General features: G+C 64.0%; 15 protein-coding genes. 13 read left to right on the plus strand and 2 right to left on the minus strand.

Annotated elements, in window-relative coordinates:
- Positions 1 to 52: 52 nt before the first annotated feature.
- The 4 genes from cysP to F3H95_RS05385 all read left to right on the plus strand — a co-directional run bounded on the left by cysP (position 53) and on the right by F3H95_RS05385 (position 3,850).
- Entirely contained in the window at positions 53 to 1,039 is a 987-nt protein-coding gene (cysP, locus tag F3H95_RS05370; protein WP_149745195.1) for a thiosulfate ABC transporter substrate-binding protein CysP, read from the plus strand.
- Between the two features lie 79 nt (positions 1,040 to 1,118).
- A complete protein-coding gene (cysT, locus tag F3H95_RS05375) occupies positions 1,119 to 1,940 on the plus strand; it encodes a sulfate ABC transporter permease subunit CysT (protein WP_244617896.1) in 822 nt (273 codons plus the stop codon).
- A 3-nt stretch (positions 1,941 to 1,943) separates the two neighbouring features.
- Positions 1,944 to 2,831 carry a sulfate ABC transporter permease subunit CysW gene (cysW, locus tag F3H95_RS05380; protein WP_149745196.1) on the plus strand — a complete coding sequence of 296 codons (888 nt, stop codon included), beginning with the start codon at positions 1,944 to 1,946 and terminating at the stop codon, positions 2,829 to 2,831.
- Complete coding sequence (locus F3H95_RS05385; RefSeq protein WP_149745197.1) at positions 2,828 to 3,850, plus strand: sulfate/molybdate ABC transporter ATP-binding protein; 1,023 nt, start codon at positions 2,828 to 2,830, stop codon at positions 3,848 to 3,850. The genes cysW and F3H95_RS05385 overlap by 4 nt, the downstream gene beginning before the upstream one ends.
- A 281-nt stretch (positions 3,851 to 4,131) precedes the next feature.
- Here F3H95_RS05385 and F3H95_RS05390 read toward each other — a convergent pair whose 3' ends face one another.
- Positions 4,132 to 5,568: an NAD-dependent succinate-semialdehyde dehydrogenase gene (locus tag F3H95_RS05390; protein WP_149745198.1), complete on the minus strand. Its 1,437-nt coding sequence runs from the start codon at positions 5,566 to 5,568 to the stop codon at positions 4,132 to 4,134.
- A gap of 193 nt (positions 5,569 to 5,761) precedes the next feature.
- Positions 5,762 to 6,949 (minus strand): acyl-CoA dehydrogenase, encoded by a 1,188-nt coding sequence (locus tag F3H95_RS05395; protein WP_143125315.1) that lies wholly within the window; start codon positions 6,947 to 6,949, stop codon positions 5,762 to 5,764.
- Between the two features lie 101 nt (positions 6,950 to 7,050).
- Between F3H95_RS05395 and F3H95_RS05400 the strand changes: the two genes are divergently transcribed.
- From F3H95_RS05400 to F3H95_RS05440, 9 genes are all read left to right on the plus strand, one after another.
- A complete protein-coding gene (locus F3H95_RS05400) occupies positions 7,051 to 7,968 on the plus strand; it encodes a LysR family transcriptional regulator (RefSeq protein ID WP_143125314.1) in 918 nt (305 codons plus the stop codon).
- A gap of 15 nt (positions 7,969 to 7,983) precedes the next feature.
- Positions 7,984 to 8,697 carry a phosphoribosyltransferase gene (locus tag F3H95_RS05405; protein WP_149745199.1) on the plus strand — a complete coding sequence of 238 codons (714 nt, stop codon included), beginning with the start codon at positions 7,984 to 7,986 and terminating at the stop codon, positions 8,695 to 8,697.
- Between the two features lie 115 nt (positions 8,698 to 8,812).
- Complete coding sequence (locus F3H95_RS05410) at positions 8,813 to 9,868, plus strand: dipeptidase (protein WP_149745200.1); 1,056 nt, start codon at positions 8,813 to 8,815, stop codon at positions 9,866 to 9,868.
- Between the two features lie 52 nt (positions 9,869 to 9,920).
- Entirely contained in the window at positions 9,921 to 11,561 is a 1,641-nt protein-coding gene (locus F3H95_RS05415) for an ABC transporter substrate-binding protein (RefSeq protein WP_149745201.1), read from the plus strand.
- A gap of 17 nt (positions 11,562 to 11,578) precedes the next feature.
- Positions 11,579 to 12,646 carry an ABC transporter permease gene (locus F3H95_RS05420; protein WP_149745202.1) on the plus strand — a complete coding sequence of 356 codons (1,068 nt, stop codon included), beginning with the start codon at positions 11,579 to 11,581 and terminating at the stop codon, positions 12,644 to 12,646.
- Positions 12,643 to 13,572 (plus strand): ABC transporter permease, encoded by a 930-nt coding sequence (locus tag F3H95_RS05425; protein WP_143127213.1) that lies wholly within the window; start codon positions 12,643 to 12,645, stop codon positions 13,570 to 13,572. Before F3H95_RS05420 ends, F3H95_RS05425 begins: the two co-directional genes overlap by 4 nt.
- The gene (locus tag F3H95_RS05430) at positions 13,569 to 14,402 is read left to right on the plus strand and encodes an ABC transporter ATP-binding protein (RefSeq protein WP_143127214.1); all 834 of its coding nucleotides are present in this window, start codon (positions 13,569 to 13,571) and stop codon (positions 14,400 to 14,402) included. Before F3H95_RS05425 ends, F3H95_RS05430 begins: the two co-directional genes overlap by 4 nt.
- Positions 14,399 to 15,151, plus strand: a complete 753-nt coding sequence (locus F3H95_RS05435) for an ABC transporter ATP-binding protein (RefSeq protein WP_149745203.1) — start codon at positions 14,399 to 14,401, stop codon at positions 15,149 to 15,151. Before F3H95_RS05430 ends, F3H95_RS05435 begins: the two co-directional genes overlap by 4 nt.
- A 36-nt stretch (positions 15,152 to 15,187) precedes the next feature.
- On the plus strand, positions 15,188 to 16,117 hold the full coding sequence (locus F3H95_RS05440) for a LysR family transcriptional regulator (RefSeq protein ID WP_143127216.1): 930 nt from the start codon (positions 15,188 to 15,190) through the stop codon (positions 16,115 to 16,117).
- The last annotated feature ends 8 nt before the right edge of the window (positions 16,118 to 16,125 follow it).

Genomic DNA, 16,125 nt, shown 5'->3' on the forward strand with positions numbered 1-16,125 from the left:
AGCAGAGGCGAACGGCTAGAGTCCGGGTCACTGAACATGACCGGAGACCTGCATGAACCGCCTTCTGATCCTCGGCACCGCGCTCGCCGCCCTTCTTGCCGCGCCGGCGCTGGCTGAACAGCCGAACAAGCTGCTGAATGCCTCCTACGATGTGGCCCGCGAACTGTTTGCTGCCGAAAACGAAGCTTTCATCAAGCAGAATCCGGGCGTGACCATCGACCAGTCGCATGCCGGCACCTCCAAGCAGGCCCGTGCCATCGTGGAGGGTCTGGAAGCCGACGTCGTCACCTTCAATCAGGTGACCGACATCGATTTTCTGGTGAAGCAGGGCTTTGTCTCGAAGGACTGGCAGAAGAACTTCCCCAATGCGGCCTCGCCCTTCTACTCCTTCCCCTCCTTCCTGGTGCGCGCCGGCAATCCGAAGAAGATCAAGGACTGGAACGATCTCGCACGCGATGACGTGAAGGTTGTCTTCCCCAACCCGAAGACCTCGGGCAATGCCCGTTACACCTATCTGGCCGCCACCGCCTATGCGAAGGAAGCCTTCGGCGGCGACGAGAAGAAGGTGGAAGCCTTCGTGAAGAAGATCTTCGACAACGTTCCGGTCTTCGATACCGGCGGACGCGCCGCCACCACCACCTTTGTGGAGCGCCAGATCGGCGACGTGCTGATCACCTTCGAGGCGGAAACGCGCGGCATCGCCAAGCAGTATGGCACCGACAAGGTGGAAAGCGTCATCCCGTCCGTTTCGCTGCTCGCCGAATTCCCCGTCGCCGTGGTGGACAAGGTTGCCAAGAAGCACGGGACCGAGGAACTGGCGAAAAAGTACCTCTCCTTCCTCTACAGCGAGGAGGGCCAGCGGGTGGCGGCCCAGTTTGGCCACCGCGTGCAGGATCCGAAGGTCAAGGCCGAATTCGCCGCCGATTTCCCCGCCGTCCGCCTCGTGAAGGTCGAGGATGTCTTCGGCGGCTGGGACAAGGTCCAGAAGGATCACTTCGCTTCCGGCGCGGTGCTCGACCAGCTGTACGGCAACCGTTGAGCATAATCATCACCTCCCAAGGGTCGAAACCCGGCAGGGAAACCTGCCGGGTTTCCTGCGAGAATACGGGAAGCGGAACGTGAAACGCCATGTCCTGCCCGGGCTGCGCCTGTCGCTCGGGCTCACTCTCTTTTATGTCGGCCTGATCGTGGTGCTGCCGCTGGCGGCGCTGGCGGTGAAGGCGGCCAGCCTCGGTCCGGCCGATTACTGGTCGATCGTCTCGTCGCCGCGCGCGGTGGCGAGCTACCGTGTCACCGTTCTGGCGGCGCTGGGGGCCACCGTCTTCAACCTATTCTTCGGGCTGGCGCTCGCCTGGGTGCTGACCCGCTACCGTTTTCCCGGCCGGCGCATCGTCGATGCCATGGTGGATCTGCCCTTTGCGCTGCCGACGGCGGTCGCCGGCATTTCGCTGACGGCGCTGTTTTCCGTCCATGGCTGGTTCGGCGCCGCCCTTGCGCCGCTCGGCATTTCCGTTGCCTATACGCCGCTCGGCATCCTGGTCGCCATGACCTTCACCAGCCTGCCCTTCATCGTGCGCACGGTCCAGCCGGTGCTGGAGGATCTCGATCCGGCGCTGGAGGAGGCGGCCCAGTCGCTCGGCGGTTCCGATTTTACGATCTTCCGCAAGGTCATCCTGCCGCTGCTGAGCCCCGCGCTGCTTGCCGGCACCTCGCTGTCCTTTGCCCGCTCGCTCGGTGAATTCGGTGCGATCATCTTCATTGCCGGCAACCAGCCGATGAAGACGGAAATCACCGCGCTGCTGATCTTCATCCGGCTGGAGGAATATGACTATCAGGCGGCCGCGGCGATTGCTTCCGTGCTGCTGATCGCGGCCTTCCTGATGCTGGCGGTGACGAATGCGCTGCAGGCGCGGGCGCTGCGCTATACGGTGAAGGGATAGACCATGAGCCACACCCGTCATGGCCGCAAGCCGCCGCGCATCGGCGATCATCCGCTGTTTCGCCGCAGCCTGATCGGCATCGTGCTGGTGCTTGGCGCGCTGCTGATCCTGGCGCCGCTGATCGTCATCGGTGTCGAGGCCTTCCGGCAGGGCTGGCAGGCCTATATCGCCACGCTTGCCCATCCCGACACCCGCCACGCCATCATGATGACGGTGGTCACCGCGCTGATCGCCGTGCCGGTCAACACCGCCTTCGGGATCGCCGCCGCCTGGTCGATCACCAAGTTCGATTTCCCCGGCAAGCGCCTGCTGCTGGTGGTGATCGAGATCCCCTTTTCCGTCTCGCCCATTGTGGCGGGTGTGGCCTATCTCTTCGTCTACGGCCTGCAGGGCCTGTTCGGCCCCTGGCTCGACCAGCATGACATCAAGATCCTGTTTGCCTTGCCCGGCATCGTGCTCGCCTCCATGTTCGTGACCGCACCCTTCGTGGCGCGCGAGCTGATCCCGCTGATGCAGGCGCAGGGCCGCGACCTTGAGGAGGCTGCAACCTCGCTCGGGGCTTCCGGCTGGCGCACCTTCCTGGCCGTGACGCTGCCCAACATCAAGTGGGCGCTGCTCTACGGCGTCGTGCTCTGCAACGCCCGCGTGATGGGCGAGTTTGGCGCGGTCTCCATCGTCTCCGGCAATATTCGCGGCCAGACCAACACGCTGCCGCTGCATATCGAGCTGCTCTATCACGATTATCAGGCGGCCGGCGCCTTCGCCTCCGCCTCCATTCTGGCGGTCATTGCCGTCTTCACCATCATTGCCAAGGTCTCGCTCGAACGCCGCGGTGCCGGTCGCCGCAAGGCGCTGGCTAGCCCGCCGGCCTCCGAAGGAACCCGTCCATGAAGATCCGCCTCGACAACGTCATCAAGACCTTCGACACGTTTCGCGCCGTGCACGGCGTTTCGCTGGAGATCGAAAGCGGCGAACTGGTCGCGCTGCTTGGTCCCTCCGGTTCCGGCAAGACGACGATCCTGCGCATGGTGGCCGGCCTCGAATATGCCGATGGCGGCCACATCCATTTCGGCGATCAGGATGCAACCGACATCCCGGTGCGCGACAGGGGTGTCGGCTTCGTCTTCCAGCATTACGCGCTGTTCCCGCACATGACGGTGGCGGAAAACATCGGCTTCGGCATGAGCGTGTCGAAGGTGAAGCGCAGCAAGGCGGAGATCGCTGCCCGCGTTCGACAGCTTCTGGCGCTGGTCCGGCTGGACGGGCTCGGTGACCGCTTTCCCGGCCAGATCTCCGGCGGCCAGCGCCAGCGCGTGGCGCTTGCCCGTGCACTGGCCGTCGATCCGAAGGTGCTGCTGCTCGACGAACCCTTCGGCGCGCTCGATGCCAATGTGCGCCACGATCTGCGCCGATGGCTGCGCGAGATCCATCAGGAACTCGGCATCACCACCATCTTCGTCACCCACGATCAGGAAGAGGCGCTGGATCTCGCCGATCGCGTGGTGATCCTGAAGGAAGGCCGCATCGTGCAGCAGGGTACGCCGCAGGAAGTGTGCCGCGATCCCCGCGATCCCTTCGTGCTGAAATTCCTGGGCGATGCCAACCGTCTGGCGGGCGAGGTGAGGGCGGGGCGGGCCATTGCCGGTGGCACCGAGATCGAGGCGCCCGGCGTGGCCGATGGTCCGGCTGAAATCTTTGCCCGGCCGCGCGATCTCGACTGGTCGACCCATGGACCGGGTGTGGCCGCAACCGTGACCCGCGTTCTCGATCGTCCCGGCGAGCGCCGCGTTATCGCGCTTGCCGCGACTGGCGAACCGCTGGAATTCGACGTGGAGCCGGAGCGTGCGATTGTCGCCGGCGAGGCTGGCTTCGTCACGCTGCGGCGGGCCAAGGTGTTTTCGCTGGCGTGATATCTGGCAAAAGTCCCCCTCTGGCTGCCGCCATCTCCCCCACAAGGGGGAGACACCATGTGGCAAAGCCCTGCCCTTCCGCCAACGCGCTCCTGGCCGTGACAGCAGATGGGGGACAGAATTGACTGTAGCTCAATGATTGGTGCAGGCCCCAGCCACCTGCGCTCTCCCCCCTTGTGGGGGAGATGGCGGCAGCCAGAAGGGGCTTTCTTCTCAATACGCGACCAACAAAAAAGGCGCCGGCTTCCCGACGCCTTTCCCTGCCGTGACAGGCAGAAAGCTTAGCTCATCTGGCTGACGAAGCGGGTTTCGAGGTAGGCATCGACGGCTTCCGAGCCGCCTTCGGTGCCGTAGCCCGAATCCTTCACGCCGCCGAACGGCACTTCCGGAATGGCGAAGCCATTGTGGTTGATGGTCAGCATGCCGGCTTCCAGACGCTGGCCGAGCGCATGCGCGGTCTTCACTGACGAGGTGAAGGCATAGGATGCGAGGCCGAAGGGCAGGCGGTTCGATTCGTCCATCGCCTCGTCCAGCGTCGAGAACCGGTTGACGATCGCGATCGGGCCAAACGGCTCTTCGTTCATCATCTTGGCCGAGGTCGGAACGTCGGTCAGCACGGTCGGCTCGAAGAAATGGCCCTTGTTGCCGATGCGCTTGCCGCCGGTCCGGAGAACAGCGCCCTTCGAGACGGCGTCGTTGATCATGTCTTCCATGGCCGGGATGCGGCGCTCGTTGGCGAGCGGGCCCATGGTCACGTCAGCCTCGAGGCCGTTGCCGACCTTGATGTTCTCGGCATACTTCACGATGCCTTCGATGAACTGGTCGGCAACGCCGTCCTGGATCAGGAAGCGGGTCGGAGCGACGCAGACCTGGCCGGCATTGCGGAACTTGGCTGCCGCCGACACTTCGATCGCCTTGTCCAGATCGGCATCGTTGAAGACGACGACCGGGGCATGGCCACCGAGTTCCATCGTGGCGCGCTTCATGTGCTTGCCGGCAAGCGCTGCCAGATGCTTGCCGACCGGGGTCGAGCCGGTGAACGAGATCTTGCGGATGACCGGATGCGGGATCAGGTACTCGGAAATTTCGGCCGGAACACCATAGACCAGGTTGACGACGCCGGCCGGGATGCCGGCATCGGCGAAGACGCGGATGAGTTCGGCCGGCGAAGCCGGGGTTTCTTCAGGCGCCTTGATGATGATGGAGCAGCCGACGGAGACGGCAGCCGAAAGCTTGCGCACGATCTGGTTGATCGGGAAGTTCCACGGCGTAAACGCGGCAACCGGGCCGACCGGCAGCTTGATCGCCATGTTGGAGACACCGCCGAAGCGGGCCGGAATGATCTGGCCATAGGTGCGGCGAGCTTCTTCGGCGAACCAGTCGATGGTGTCGGCCGCATTGTTGATTTCGCCCTTCGACTGGGCGATCGGCTTGCCCTGTTCGCGGGTCATCAGCCAGGCGATGTAGTCGATGCGCTCGCGCAGCAGGTCCGCCGCCTTGCGCATGATCTTCGAGCGTTCGAAGGCAGAGGTATCACGCCAGATCTTGAAGCCCTTGTCGGCGGCTTCCAGCGCGAGGTCGAGGTCAGCCTTTTCCGCATGGGCGATCTTGCCGATGATCTCCTGCGTCGCGGGATCTTCCACGGGAATGGTCTTGCCGCCGATGGCGTCGCGCCATTCGCCTGCGATGAAAAGTTGGACGTCGGGATAGCTGTGCATGATGACCTCGTTAGGCTCGGTAAGTCGCGGACCGGGAGGATGGCCTGGGAGAGGCAGCGCCGCGACGGATGGTTCGGCCCCTGACGTAGGACAATTGGAACCGACAATCAACGGCAGCCGGAAAAAGTATGATTAAATAAATATGACGGCAGGGTGAGCTGCCGTCACAGATGGCGCGAGTCTCGCTGTGCCCTCAGAAGAAAGCCTGGATGCCGGTCTGGGCGCGGCCGAGGATCAGCGCATGCACATCATGCGTGCCCTCGTAGGTGTTGACCGTTTCCAGGTTCTGGGCGTGGCGCATCACGTGATATTCGATCTGGATGCCGTTGCCGCCATGCATGTCGCGGGCCTGACGCGCGATGTCGAGCGCCTTGCCGCAATTGTTGCGCTTGACGATGGAGATCATTTCCGGCGCCATCCTGTGCTCGTCCATCAGCCGGCCGACGCGAAGCGAGCCCTGAAGCCCGAGCGCGATCTCGGTCTGCATGTCGGCAAGCTTCTTCTGGTAGAGCTGCGTGCCGGCGAGCGGCTTGCCGAACTGCTTGCGGTCGAGGCCATACTGTCGGGCGCGCAGCCAGCAATCTTCCGCCGCCCCCATCACGCCCCAGGAAATGCCGTAGCGGGCCCGGTTGAGGCAGCCGAACGGCCCCTTGAGACCCGAGACGTTCGGCAGCAGCGCGTCTTCTGAGACCTCCACGCCATCCATGACGATTTCGCCGGTGATCGAGGCGCGCAGCGACAGCTTGCCGCCGATCTTCGGGGCGGAAAGACCCTTCATACCCTTTTCCAGCACGAAGCCGCGGATCTCGTTGTTGTGCGCTTCCGATTTCGCCCAGACGACGAAGACATCGGCGATCGGTGCATTGGAAATCCACATCTTCGAGCCGCGCAGGCGATAGCCGCCTTCGATCTTTTCGGCGCGCGTCTTCATGCCGCCCGGATCGGAGCCGGCATCCGGCTCGGTCAGGCCGAAGCAGCCGATGAGTTCGCCCGAAACGAGGCCCGGCAGGTATTTCTGCTTCTGCGCATCGGAGCCATAGGCGAAGATGGGGTAGATAACGAGCGAGGACTGCACGCTCATCATCGAGCGATAACCGCTGTCGATACGCTCCACCTCGCGTGCCACCAGACCGTAGGCGACGTAGGAAGCGTTGGCCGCGCCATACTCTTCCGGCAGGGTCACGCCGAGAAGGCCGGCCTGGCCCATCAGCGGAAACAGTTCCGGCGCGCTGGTTTCCGACAGATAGGCCTCGTTGATGCGCGGCAGAAGCTCGGCCTTGGCGAAGGCGGCCGCCGCCTCGCGGATCATCCTCTCGTCCTCGGTCAGCTGGTCGTCGAGCAGGAAAGGGTCTTCCCAGGAAAAGGCGGCACGGTCGCTCACGTCGAAATCCTCCATCGGAACTGTGGAGCGGACTATCGGGCAGCCAGGTCCCCGCGTAAAGCGCCGTTTACTCACGGCGATATGAGCTATAGGAATGCGCCATGAGCAATCTGAGCCGCCGACTTCTTCCCTCCACCAGTGCGCTGGCCGCCTTCGAATCCGTGGCGCGGCTGGGCAGTTTTTCGGCTGCGGCCGACGAGCTGTCACTGACGCAAGGAGCGATCAGCCGCCAGATTTCAGGGCTGGAAGAACAGCTTGGCCTGTTGCTCTTCGATCGCAGCAGCCGGGGTGTTTCGCTGACGGAACCGGGCCGTGCCTATGCCAAGGCGATCGGCGCCGCGCTGTCGCAGATCCGCGACGCCTCGCTGAAGGCCATGACCAAACGGCATGGCGATACGCTCAATCTCGCCATGCTGCCCACCTTCGGCACCCGCTGGCTTCTGCCGCGCATCCCGCGCTTCGTGGCCGCCCATCCCGACATCACACTGAACTTCGCCACCCGCATCGGCATCTTCGATTTCGAGCAGGACGGGCTGGATGTGGCAATCCATATCGGCCAGCCGAACTGGCCGGGCGCCGACTGCACCTTCCTGATGGACGAGATGGTGGCCCCCGTGGCGAGCCCCGCCTTCCTGCGGCAGAACCCGGTTGCGGCGCCGCAGGATCTCCTGTCGCTGCCCCTGCTGCACATGGCCTCGCGTCCCGGGGCCTGGGACCATTTCTTCGAGACACAGGGCGTGGCCGGCACGCCGTCCCCCGGCATGCGCTTCGAACAGTTCGCAAGTGTCGGGCAGGCCTGCAGTGCCGGCCTCGGCGTGGCGCTGATGCCGCTCTTCCTCATCGAGGCGGAGTTGCAGGCGGGCGATCTGGTGCAGGCACTGCCGATGCAGGTGAGAAGCCCCAGCTCCTATTATGTCGTGGCGCCCATCACCCGCATGGCGTTTCGCCCCGTTGCCCTGTTCCGCAACTGGCTGATCGAGGAAGTCGGCCGCTGGCGGGACGAGCCCTTCTATGCCTGAGGCCGGAGTTTTCGCGTGACCTTTTCCCCGCATGAGCTGCCCTCCCATGAGCTGAGCCCCCATGAGTTCTGGCAGGCGCTTCACCCGCCAGGCAGCTTTTCGACGACCGGCCCGTTTTCCGGCTTTTATCCGGCAGAGCTTGGCGATGGACGGCAGCTGTGCCTTCCCATCCGGCCGCTTTCGGACGGGCAGCATGCGCTGGCGTCGCTGATCATCAACCAGGCGAGTTTCTCCGTCGTGGAAGCGCTCGCCGCGGATCTCGCGGCCCGGCTCTGCGCCCTTGAACCGGATGTGGTGGTCGGTCTGCCGACGCTCGGCCTGACATTGGCCGCTGCCGTTGCCCGCCATCTCGGCCATGCGCGCTATGTGCCCTGCGGCACCTCGCGCAAGTTCTGGTACGACGAGGCGCTTTCGGTGCCGATGTCCTCGATCACCACGCCTGAACAGGTGAAACGCCTCTATGTCGATCCGCGCATGCTGCCGCTGCTCGACGGACGACGTGTCGTGCTGATCGATGACGTGATCTCGAGCGGCACCTCCATCGTGGCGGGGCTGAGGCTCTTGCAGGCCGTCGGGGTGGAGCCGGTGGCGATCGGTGCGGCCATGCTGCAATCGGATCGCTGGCGCGCCGCGCTGGAAACGTTTGGCGCGCCGTGGCCAGGTCGCACCCATGGTGTTTTCGCAACCCCTCTGCTCAGTCGTGCAGGGGAGGAAGGCTGGCGGATCTAGCGCCGTTGCGTAGTCTGCACGGATCTTGTGCGCTGCGGCACTTTCCGTCTTGCCCGCGCTTTCCGGATCGGCCTAGGATCGCGATCATGTGTATTCGCAAGTTCGGAAATTGCTGATGGAACCCATCTTCGACGGCCATAACGACGTTCTCCTGCGGCTGTGGCGCAACATGCGCAACGGTGCCGATCCCGTCACCGAATTCGTCAAGGGGACGCATGAGGGCCATATCGACGGGCCGCGTGCACGGGCCGGCGGCCTCGTCGGCGGGCTCTGCGCCATCTACATTCCCTCCGGCGATCTGATCCTGAAGGAACCGGATGCCAGCGGCCATTACTACACGCCGCTTGCCGCCCCCCTGGAGCGTTCGCCCTCGCTCGACATCGCGATGGAAAAACTCGCGCTGGCGCTCAGGCTCGACGCGGCCGGTGCCTGGCGCATCTGCCGCTCCACCGAGGCCATTCGCGAGTCGGTTGCGGATGGCGATTTCGCCGCCGTGCTGCACATGGAGGGCTGCGAGGCAATCGATCCCGATTTTTCGGCGCTCGAAGTGTTTTATGCGGCCGGCCTGCGCTCGCTCGGACCGGTCTGGAGCCGCCACAACAGTTTTGGCCACGGCGTGCCCTTCGCCTATCCCGTTTCGCCCGATACGGGGCCAGGCCTTACCGATCTCGGCTTCGAGCTGGTGAAGCTCTGCGACCAGATGGGGATTGCCATCGATCTCGCCCACATCACCGAAAAGGGCTTCTGGGACGTGGCGAAGACCTCCGACAAGCCGCTGATCGCCAGTCATTCCAACGCGCATGCGCTGACCGCCGTTGCCCGCAACCTCACCGACCGGCAGATGGATGCGATCCGCGAGCGGCAGGGTCTTGTCGGCCTGAACTATGCCGTCACCATGCTGCGGCCGGATGCGCGCGACGATGCCAATACCAGCCTCGACCTGATGGTGAAGCACATCGACTATATGGTGGAGCGTATGGGCATCGACTGCGTGGCGCTCGGCTCCGACTTCGATGGCGCCACCGTGCCGCAGGATATCGCCGATGCCGCCGGCAACCAGAAACTGGTTGCGGCCCTCAAAAACGCGGGATACGCTCCCGACGATCTCGCCAAGCTGTGCCGGGAAAACTGGCTGAGAGTGCTTTCTCAGACCTGGCACGAAGCAAGCTGACGAATCCTTCCGACCGAACTGCTCTCAGACAGATAATAATCAGGGGACCATCATGATCAACGCGTTCAATCGCAGCCTTCGTATCCTGGCCACCAGCGCCGCCCTTTCGCTGGTGATGATTTCGGCACCGCACGCCTTTGCCGCGACGCCGGCCGACACGCTGGTGGAAGGTTTTGCCATCGACGACATCATTTCGCTGGACCCGGGCGAAGCCTTCGAGCTGTCGACGGCGGAAGTGACCGGCAACACCTACAGCAAGCTGGTCTCCATCGATATCAACGACACCTCCAAGGTGGTTGGTGACCTCGCCGAGAGCTGGACGACCTCCGCCGACGGCCTGACCTACACCTTCAAGCTGAAGCCGGGTGTGAAGTTTGCCTCCGGCAGCCCGGTCACCGCCGAGGATGTTGCCTTCTCCTTCGAGCGCGCCGTCAAGCTCGACAAGTCGCCGGCCTTCCTGCTGACCCAGTTCGGCCTGAAGGGTGACAACGTGGCCGACAAGGCGAAGGCGGTCGATGCCCAGACCTTCTCGCTGACGGTTGACAAGCCCTATGCGCCGAGCTTCGTGCTCAACGTGCTGACCGCCACCGTTGCCTCCGTGGTCGAGAAGAAGGCGGTCATGGCCAAGGCCAAGGCGGTGACGCCGACGGCGGACTACAAGTACGACACCGATTTCGGCAACGAGTTCCTGAAGACCGGCTATGCCGGCTCCGGCCCCTACAAGATCCTCGGCTGGAAGGCCAACGAGGCGGTCATCCTCGAAGCCAACCCCAACTATTACGGCGAAAAGCCGAAGCTGAAGCGCGTGGTCTACCGCCACATGAAGGAAAGCTCCGGCCAGCGTCTGGCGCTTGAAAACGGCGATATCGACATCGCCCGCAACCTCGAGCCCGGCGATATGGACGCCGTCTCTAAGAAGGATGGCTTTGCCATCACCTCGGCGCCGAAGGGCACCGTCTATTACTTCAGCCTCAACCAGAAGAACCCGAACCTCGCCAAGCCGGAAGTGGTGGAAGCCTTCAAATATCTCGTGGATTACGATGCGATCGGCGCAACGCTGATCAAGGGTATCGGCGACATTCACCAGACCTTCCTGCCCAAGGGCCAGCTCGGTGCGCTCGATTCCAACCCCTACAAGCTGGATGTTGCCAAGGCCAAGGAACTGCTGGCCAAGGCCGGCCTGAAGGACGGCTTCACCGTGACCATGGACGTGCGCAACACGCAGCCTGTGACGGGCATTGCCGAAAGCGTGCAGCAGACGCTGGCGCAGGCCGGCATCAAGCTGCAGATCATTCCGGGTGACGGCAAGCAGACGCTGACCAAGTACCGCGCCCGCACCCATGACATCTATATCGGCCAGTGGGGTTCGGACTATTTCGACCCGAACTCGAATGCCGAGACCTTCACCATCAACTACGACAATTCCGATGCCGGCAAGAACAAGACGCTGGCCTGGCGCAATGCCTGGGACGTGCCGGAGCTGACGAAGGAAACGCAGGCGGCGCTCCTCGAAAAGGATAGCGCCAAGCGCGCCGAGATCTATCAGGACCTGCAGAAGAAGGTTCTGTCGAGTGGTCCCTTCGTGATCATCTTCCAGCAGACGGAAGTGGCCGGCTATTCGAAGAAGCTGAAGGGTCTGAAGCTCGGTCCGAGCTTCGACACCAACTTCGTCTCCACGATCTCCAAGGACTGATCGGGTCAGGTATCCCGGTGAGCACCCTTGAGACACAGATGAGGGCAGGGCGCGGCAAACGTCGCGCCCATGCGCGCCTGCGCGCGACCCTCGGTTTCGTCGTGACCGTCCTCACCACCTTTCTGGGGTTGATGGCGGTTACCTTCTTCATCGGCCGCGTGATCCCGATCGATCCGGCGCTTGCCATCGTCGGCGACCGCGCGCCCGCGCATGTCGTGGAGCGTGTGCGCGAGGAGCTTGGCCTCAACCTGCCGCTCTGGCAGCAGTTCTTCCTCTATCTGAAACAGGCGCTTTCGGGTGAATTCGGCACCTCCGTGCTGACCACCAATCCTGTGATGGACGACATCAGGCGGGTGTTTCCGGCCACCATCGAGCTGGCAACGCTCGGCACGCTGATCGGTGCCCTGTTCGGCGTTCCGCTCGGCGTTCTCGCCGCCGTCCGGCGCGGCAGCATCGCCGACCAGATCGTGCGCGTCATCGGCCTGATTGGCTATTCCGTGCCGATCTTCTGGCTGGGACTGCTGACGCTCGTGGTGTTTTACGCGCGGCTGAACTGGGTCGCCTATCCGGGCCGGATGGACATCGCCTTCGAATTCACCTTCACGCCGGTAACCGGTTTCTACCTGATCGATGCGATCTGGCAGGGCGCCTGGGACGTGCTGTGGGATCTGTTCCGCCACATCATCCTGCCGGCAGCGCTGCTCGGCTATTTCTCGCTCGCCTATATCAGCCGCATGACGCGTTCCTTCATGCTGAACGAACTCAGCCAGGAATATATCGTCGCCGCCCGCGCCAAGGGCCTGTCGGAAACCCGCATCATCTGGTTTCATGCGCTGCGCAATGCCGCCGTGCCGCTCGTCACCGTGATCGCGCTGTCCTATGCGGGCCTGCTCGAGGGCTCGGTCCTGACGGAAACCATCTTTTCCTGGCCGGGGCTTGGTCTCTACATCACCAATTCGCTGCAGAATGCCGACATGAATGCCGTGCTGGGCGGCACCATCGTCATCGGAGCCGTGTTCATCGGGATCAATCTGTTCTCCGATCTGCTCTACCGCACGCTCGATCCAAGGACTCGCCGCCGATGAGTGCGCTGACCGAACCCAAACCCTATAGCCGCGCCTGGCTTTTGTCCGACCGGCCGACCTCGCGCCGGCAGGCCCGGGCGGGCCGCGCCTATGTGATCTGGCGGCGCTTTTCGGAAAACCGGCTGGCGCTGCTCGGCCTCGGCATCATTCTGGCGCTCATCGTCGTGGCGCTGCTGGCGCCTCTGCTTGCCCCCCACAATCCGGTGCAGGGCGACCTGCGCAATGCGCGCCTGCTGCCGCCCGGAACCGCCGGCTACTGGCTCGGCACCGATGACCAGGGCCGCGACATCCTCTCGCGCCTCATCCACGGCTCGCGCCTGACGCTGATGGTGGTGGTGCTGGTGGCAATCATTGCCGCGCCCATCGGCCTCGTCGTCGGCACTGTCTCCGGCTATGCCGGTGGCTGGGTGGATGCCGTGCTGATGCGCATCACCGATATCTTCCTTGCCTTTCCGAAGCTGGTGCTGGCCCTGGCGCTGGTGGCGGCTCTCGGTCCCGGCATCGAGAACGCCATTCTGGCGATTGCCGTCACCTCCTGGCCGCCCTATGCGCGCATCGCGCGCGCCGAAACGCTGACCTTCCGCAATTCGGAATTCATCGCGGCGGTGAAGCTGATGGGCGCCTCGCCTTTCCGCATCGTGCTGCGCCATGTGATGCCGCTCTGCACCTCGTCACTGATCGTGCGCGTGACACTGGACATGGCCGGCATCATCCTGACCGCCGCCGGCCTCGGTTTTCTCGGCCTTGGCGCGCAGCCGCCGCTGCCCGAATGGGGCGCGATGATCGCCTCCGGCCGCCGCTTCATTCTCGACCAGTGGTGGGTCGCCGCCATGCCCGGGTTTGCCATCCTGATCGTCAGCCTCGGCTTCAACCTGCTGGGCGATGGCCTGCGCGATGCGCTCGATCCCAAGGAGGCCGGCCAATGACGCCGCTTCTGACCGTGGACGACCTCCGGGTCTCCTTTCCCACCCGCACCGGCGAAGTGAATGCCGTGCGCGGCGTCTCCTTCACGCTCGGCCGCGAGCGGCTCGGCATTGTCGGCGAATCCGGTTCCGGCAAGTCGCAGACCGGTCGCGCGATCATGGGGCTTACCCCCGGCCATGCGAAGATTACCGCAAAAACGCTGAGCTTTGACGGCATCGATCTCCTGTCCGCCTCGCCGCGCACCCGGCGCGACCTGCGCGGCAAGCGGGTGGCGATGATCCTGCAGGATCCGAAATATTCGCTGAACCCGGTGATGCCGATCGGCCGGCAGATCATCGAGACGCTGCAGACCCATGAAAAGGTGTCGAACCGCGAAGCGCGGCAGCGGGCGCTTGCCATGCTGGAGGCGGTGCAGATCCGCGATCCCGAGCGCGTCTTCGATCTTTATCCGCACGAAGTGTCCGGCGGCATGGGCCAGCGCGTCATGATTGCCATGATGCTGGTCTGCGGCCCGGAACTGCTGATTGCCGACGAACCCACGTCGGCGCTGGACGTGACCGTGCAGCTGGAAGTGCTGGCGATCCTCGACCGGCTGGTGGCCGAGCGCGGCATGGGCCTGATCTTCATCAGCCATGACCTGCGCCTCGTCTCTTCCTTCTGCGACCGCGTTCTCGTGATGTATGCCGGCCGGGTGGTGGAGGAACTGCCCTCCGCCAATCTCGCCGCAGCCAAACATCCCTATACGCAAGGATTGCTGAATTGCCTGCCGACGATCGGGTCCGACCGCCATCCGCTGCCCGTGCTGGAGCGCAAGCCGGAGTGGACGCAATGACCGGCGAGGCTCTGTCCGTCCGCGACATGGTCGTGGTCTTCGATGAATTCGTGGCGCTGAATGGCGTCAGCCTCAGCGTCGCCCAGGGGGAATCCTTCGGCCTCGTCGGCGAGTCCGGTTCGGGCAAATCGACGCTGCTGCGGGCGATTGCCGGTCTCAACAGCTTCGAGAGCGGCACGCTGACCGTCTCCGGCAAGCGCTATGAAGGCCATCGGCGGGACCGGGATTTCTACCGCACCGTCCAGATGGTGTTTCAGGACCCCTATGGCTCTCTGCATCCGCGCCAGACGGTCGACCGGCTGCTGCTGGAGCCCTTGGCGATCCATGGCTTTACCGATGTCGATACCCGCATTGCCCGCGCGCTCGACGAAGTGGGACTGGGATCGGGCTTCCGCTTCCGCTATTCGCACCAGCTGTCCGGCGGCCAGCGCCAGCGCATCGCCATTGCCCGCGCGCTGATCCTCGAACCAAAGATCCTGCTGCTCGACGAGCCGACCTCGGCGCTCGATGCCTCCATCCAGGCGGAAATCCTCAACCTGCTCGAACAGGCCCGCAAGGATCGCGGCCTGACCTTCCTGATGGTCAGCCATGATCTCGGCGTCGTCTCGCATATGTGCGACCGGCTGGCGGTGATGCGCAAGGGGCAGATGGTGGAGACGGTCTCCGTCGCGGCGCTGGAAAAGCGGGCCTTTTCCGAGGATTATACCCGCGACTTGCTGGTGGCCAGCGAAGGCTTTCGCCGGACCTGACCGCAGCCGCCGCCGCTTCACCCCGCAGGAACCCAGATGCAGCTTCGTGCGCTCATGTATTTCGACGAACTCGTGCGCACCAATTCGATGCGCGCGGCGGCGGAAAATCTCAACGTGGCACCGACTGCCGTCAGTCGCCAGATTGAGAATCTCGAGCACTATTTCGGCACGCCGCTGGTGGAGCGTTCGAACCGCGGCATCAAGCTGACGGCGGCAGGCGAACTTCTGGCAGCGCGGGCCGGCCGCACGTTTCGCGAGCTGGAGCATGTACACCAGCTGATCGACGACCTGCAGGGGCTGCAGCGCGGACGGGTGGTGATCTATGCCAATGGTGCGACCGTCGCCAATCTGCTGGCGCCGGTGCTCGCGCAGTTTTCGCTTCGCTATCCGAAGCTGCGCTTCGAGGTGATGATCACCAGCGCCCGCCAGGCGATCGAAGCACTGGCGGCGGCCGAGGCGGATCTGGTCGTCACGCTGTTTGCTCCGAAGATGCCGGGGGTAAAGGTCCGGCTGCGCTCGGAGATCACCTATGATCTCGTCACCTGGGCCACTCATCCGGCGGCGGAAAGGACAGAGATCACCCTGAAGGAGATTGCCGCCCTGCCGCTTGCCCTGCCGGACAAGAGTTTTGGCGCGCGGCAGGCCTTCGAGGAGCAGTTCGGCAGGATCGGTGTGGAGCTTGATCCGGTTTTCGTCACCGGTTCGCTGGAAATGCTGAAGGAACTGGTTCTGCAGCAGGCAGCGGTCACGCTTCTGCCGGCGCTCGCGGTGCAGCGCGAGGTGCAGTCCGGCCTGATGGCGGCGATACCGATTGCCGCCGGCAAGGGCGTGCGCACCGCGATCGACCTCTGCGTCGCGCCCGACCGGCAGCTTTCCTTCGCGGCCGGCAAGCTGGTCGATTTCATCGAGGGGTTCATGCGCGGTGCGGACCGGGTCAAGCCACGCAGGCCGAAGAATTCCGTGTAGCGATTTCG

It is taken from the genome of Rhizobium sp. RU35A (assembly GCF_900156005.1).
Lineage (GTDB): Bacteria > Pseudomonadota > Alphaproteobacteria > Rhizobiales > Rhizobiaceae > Neorhizobium > Neorhizobium straminoryzae.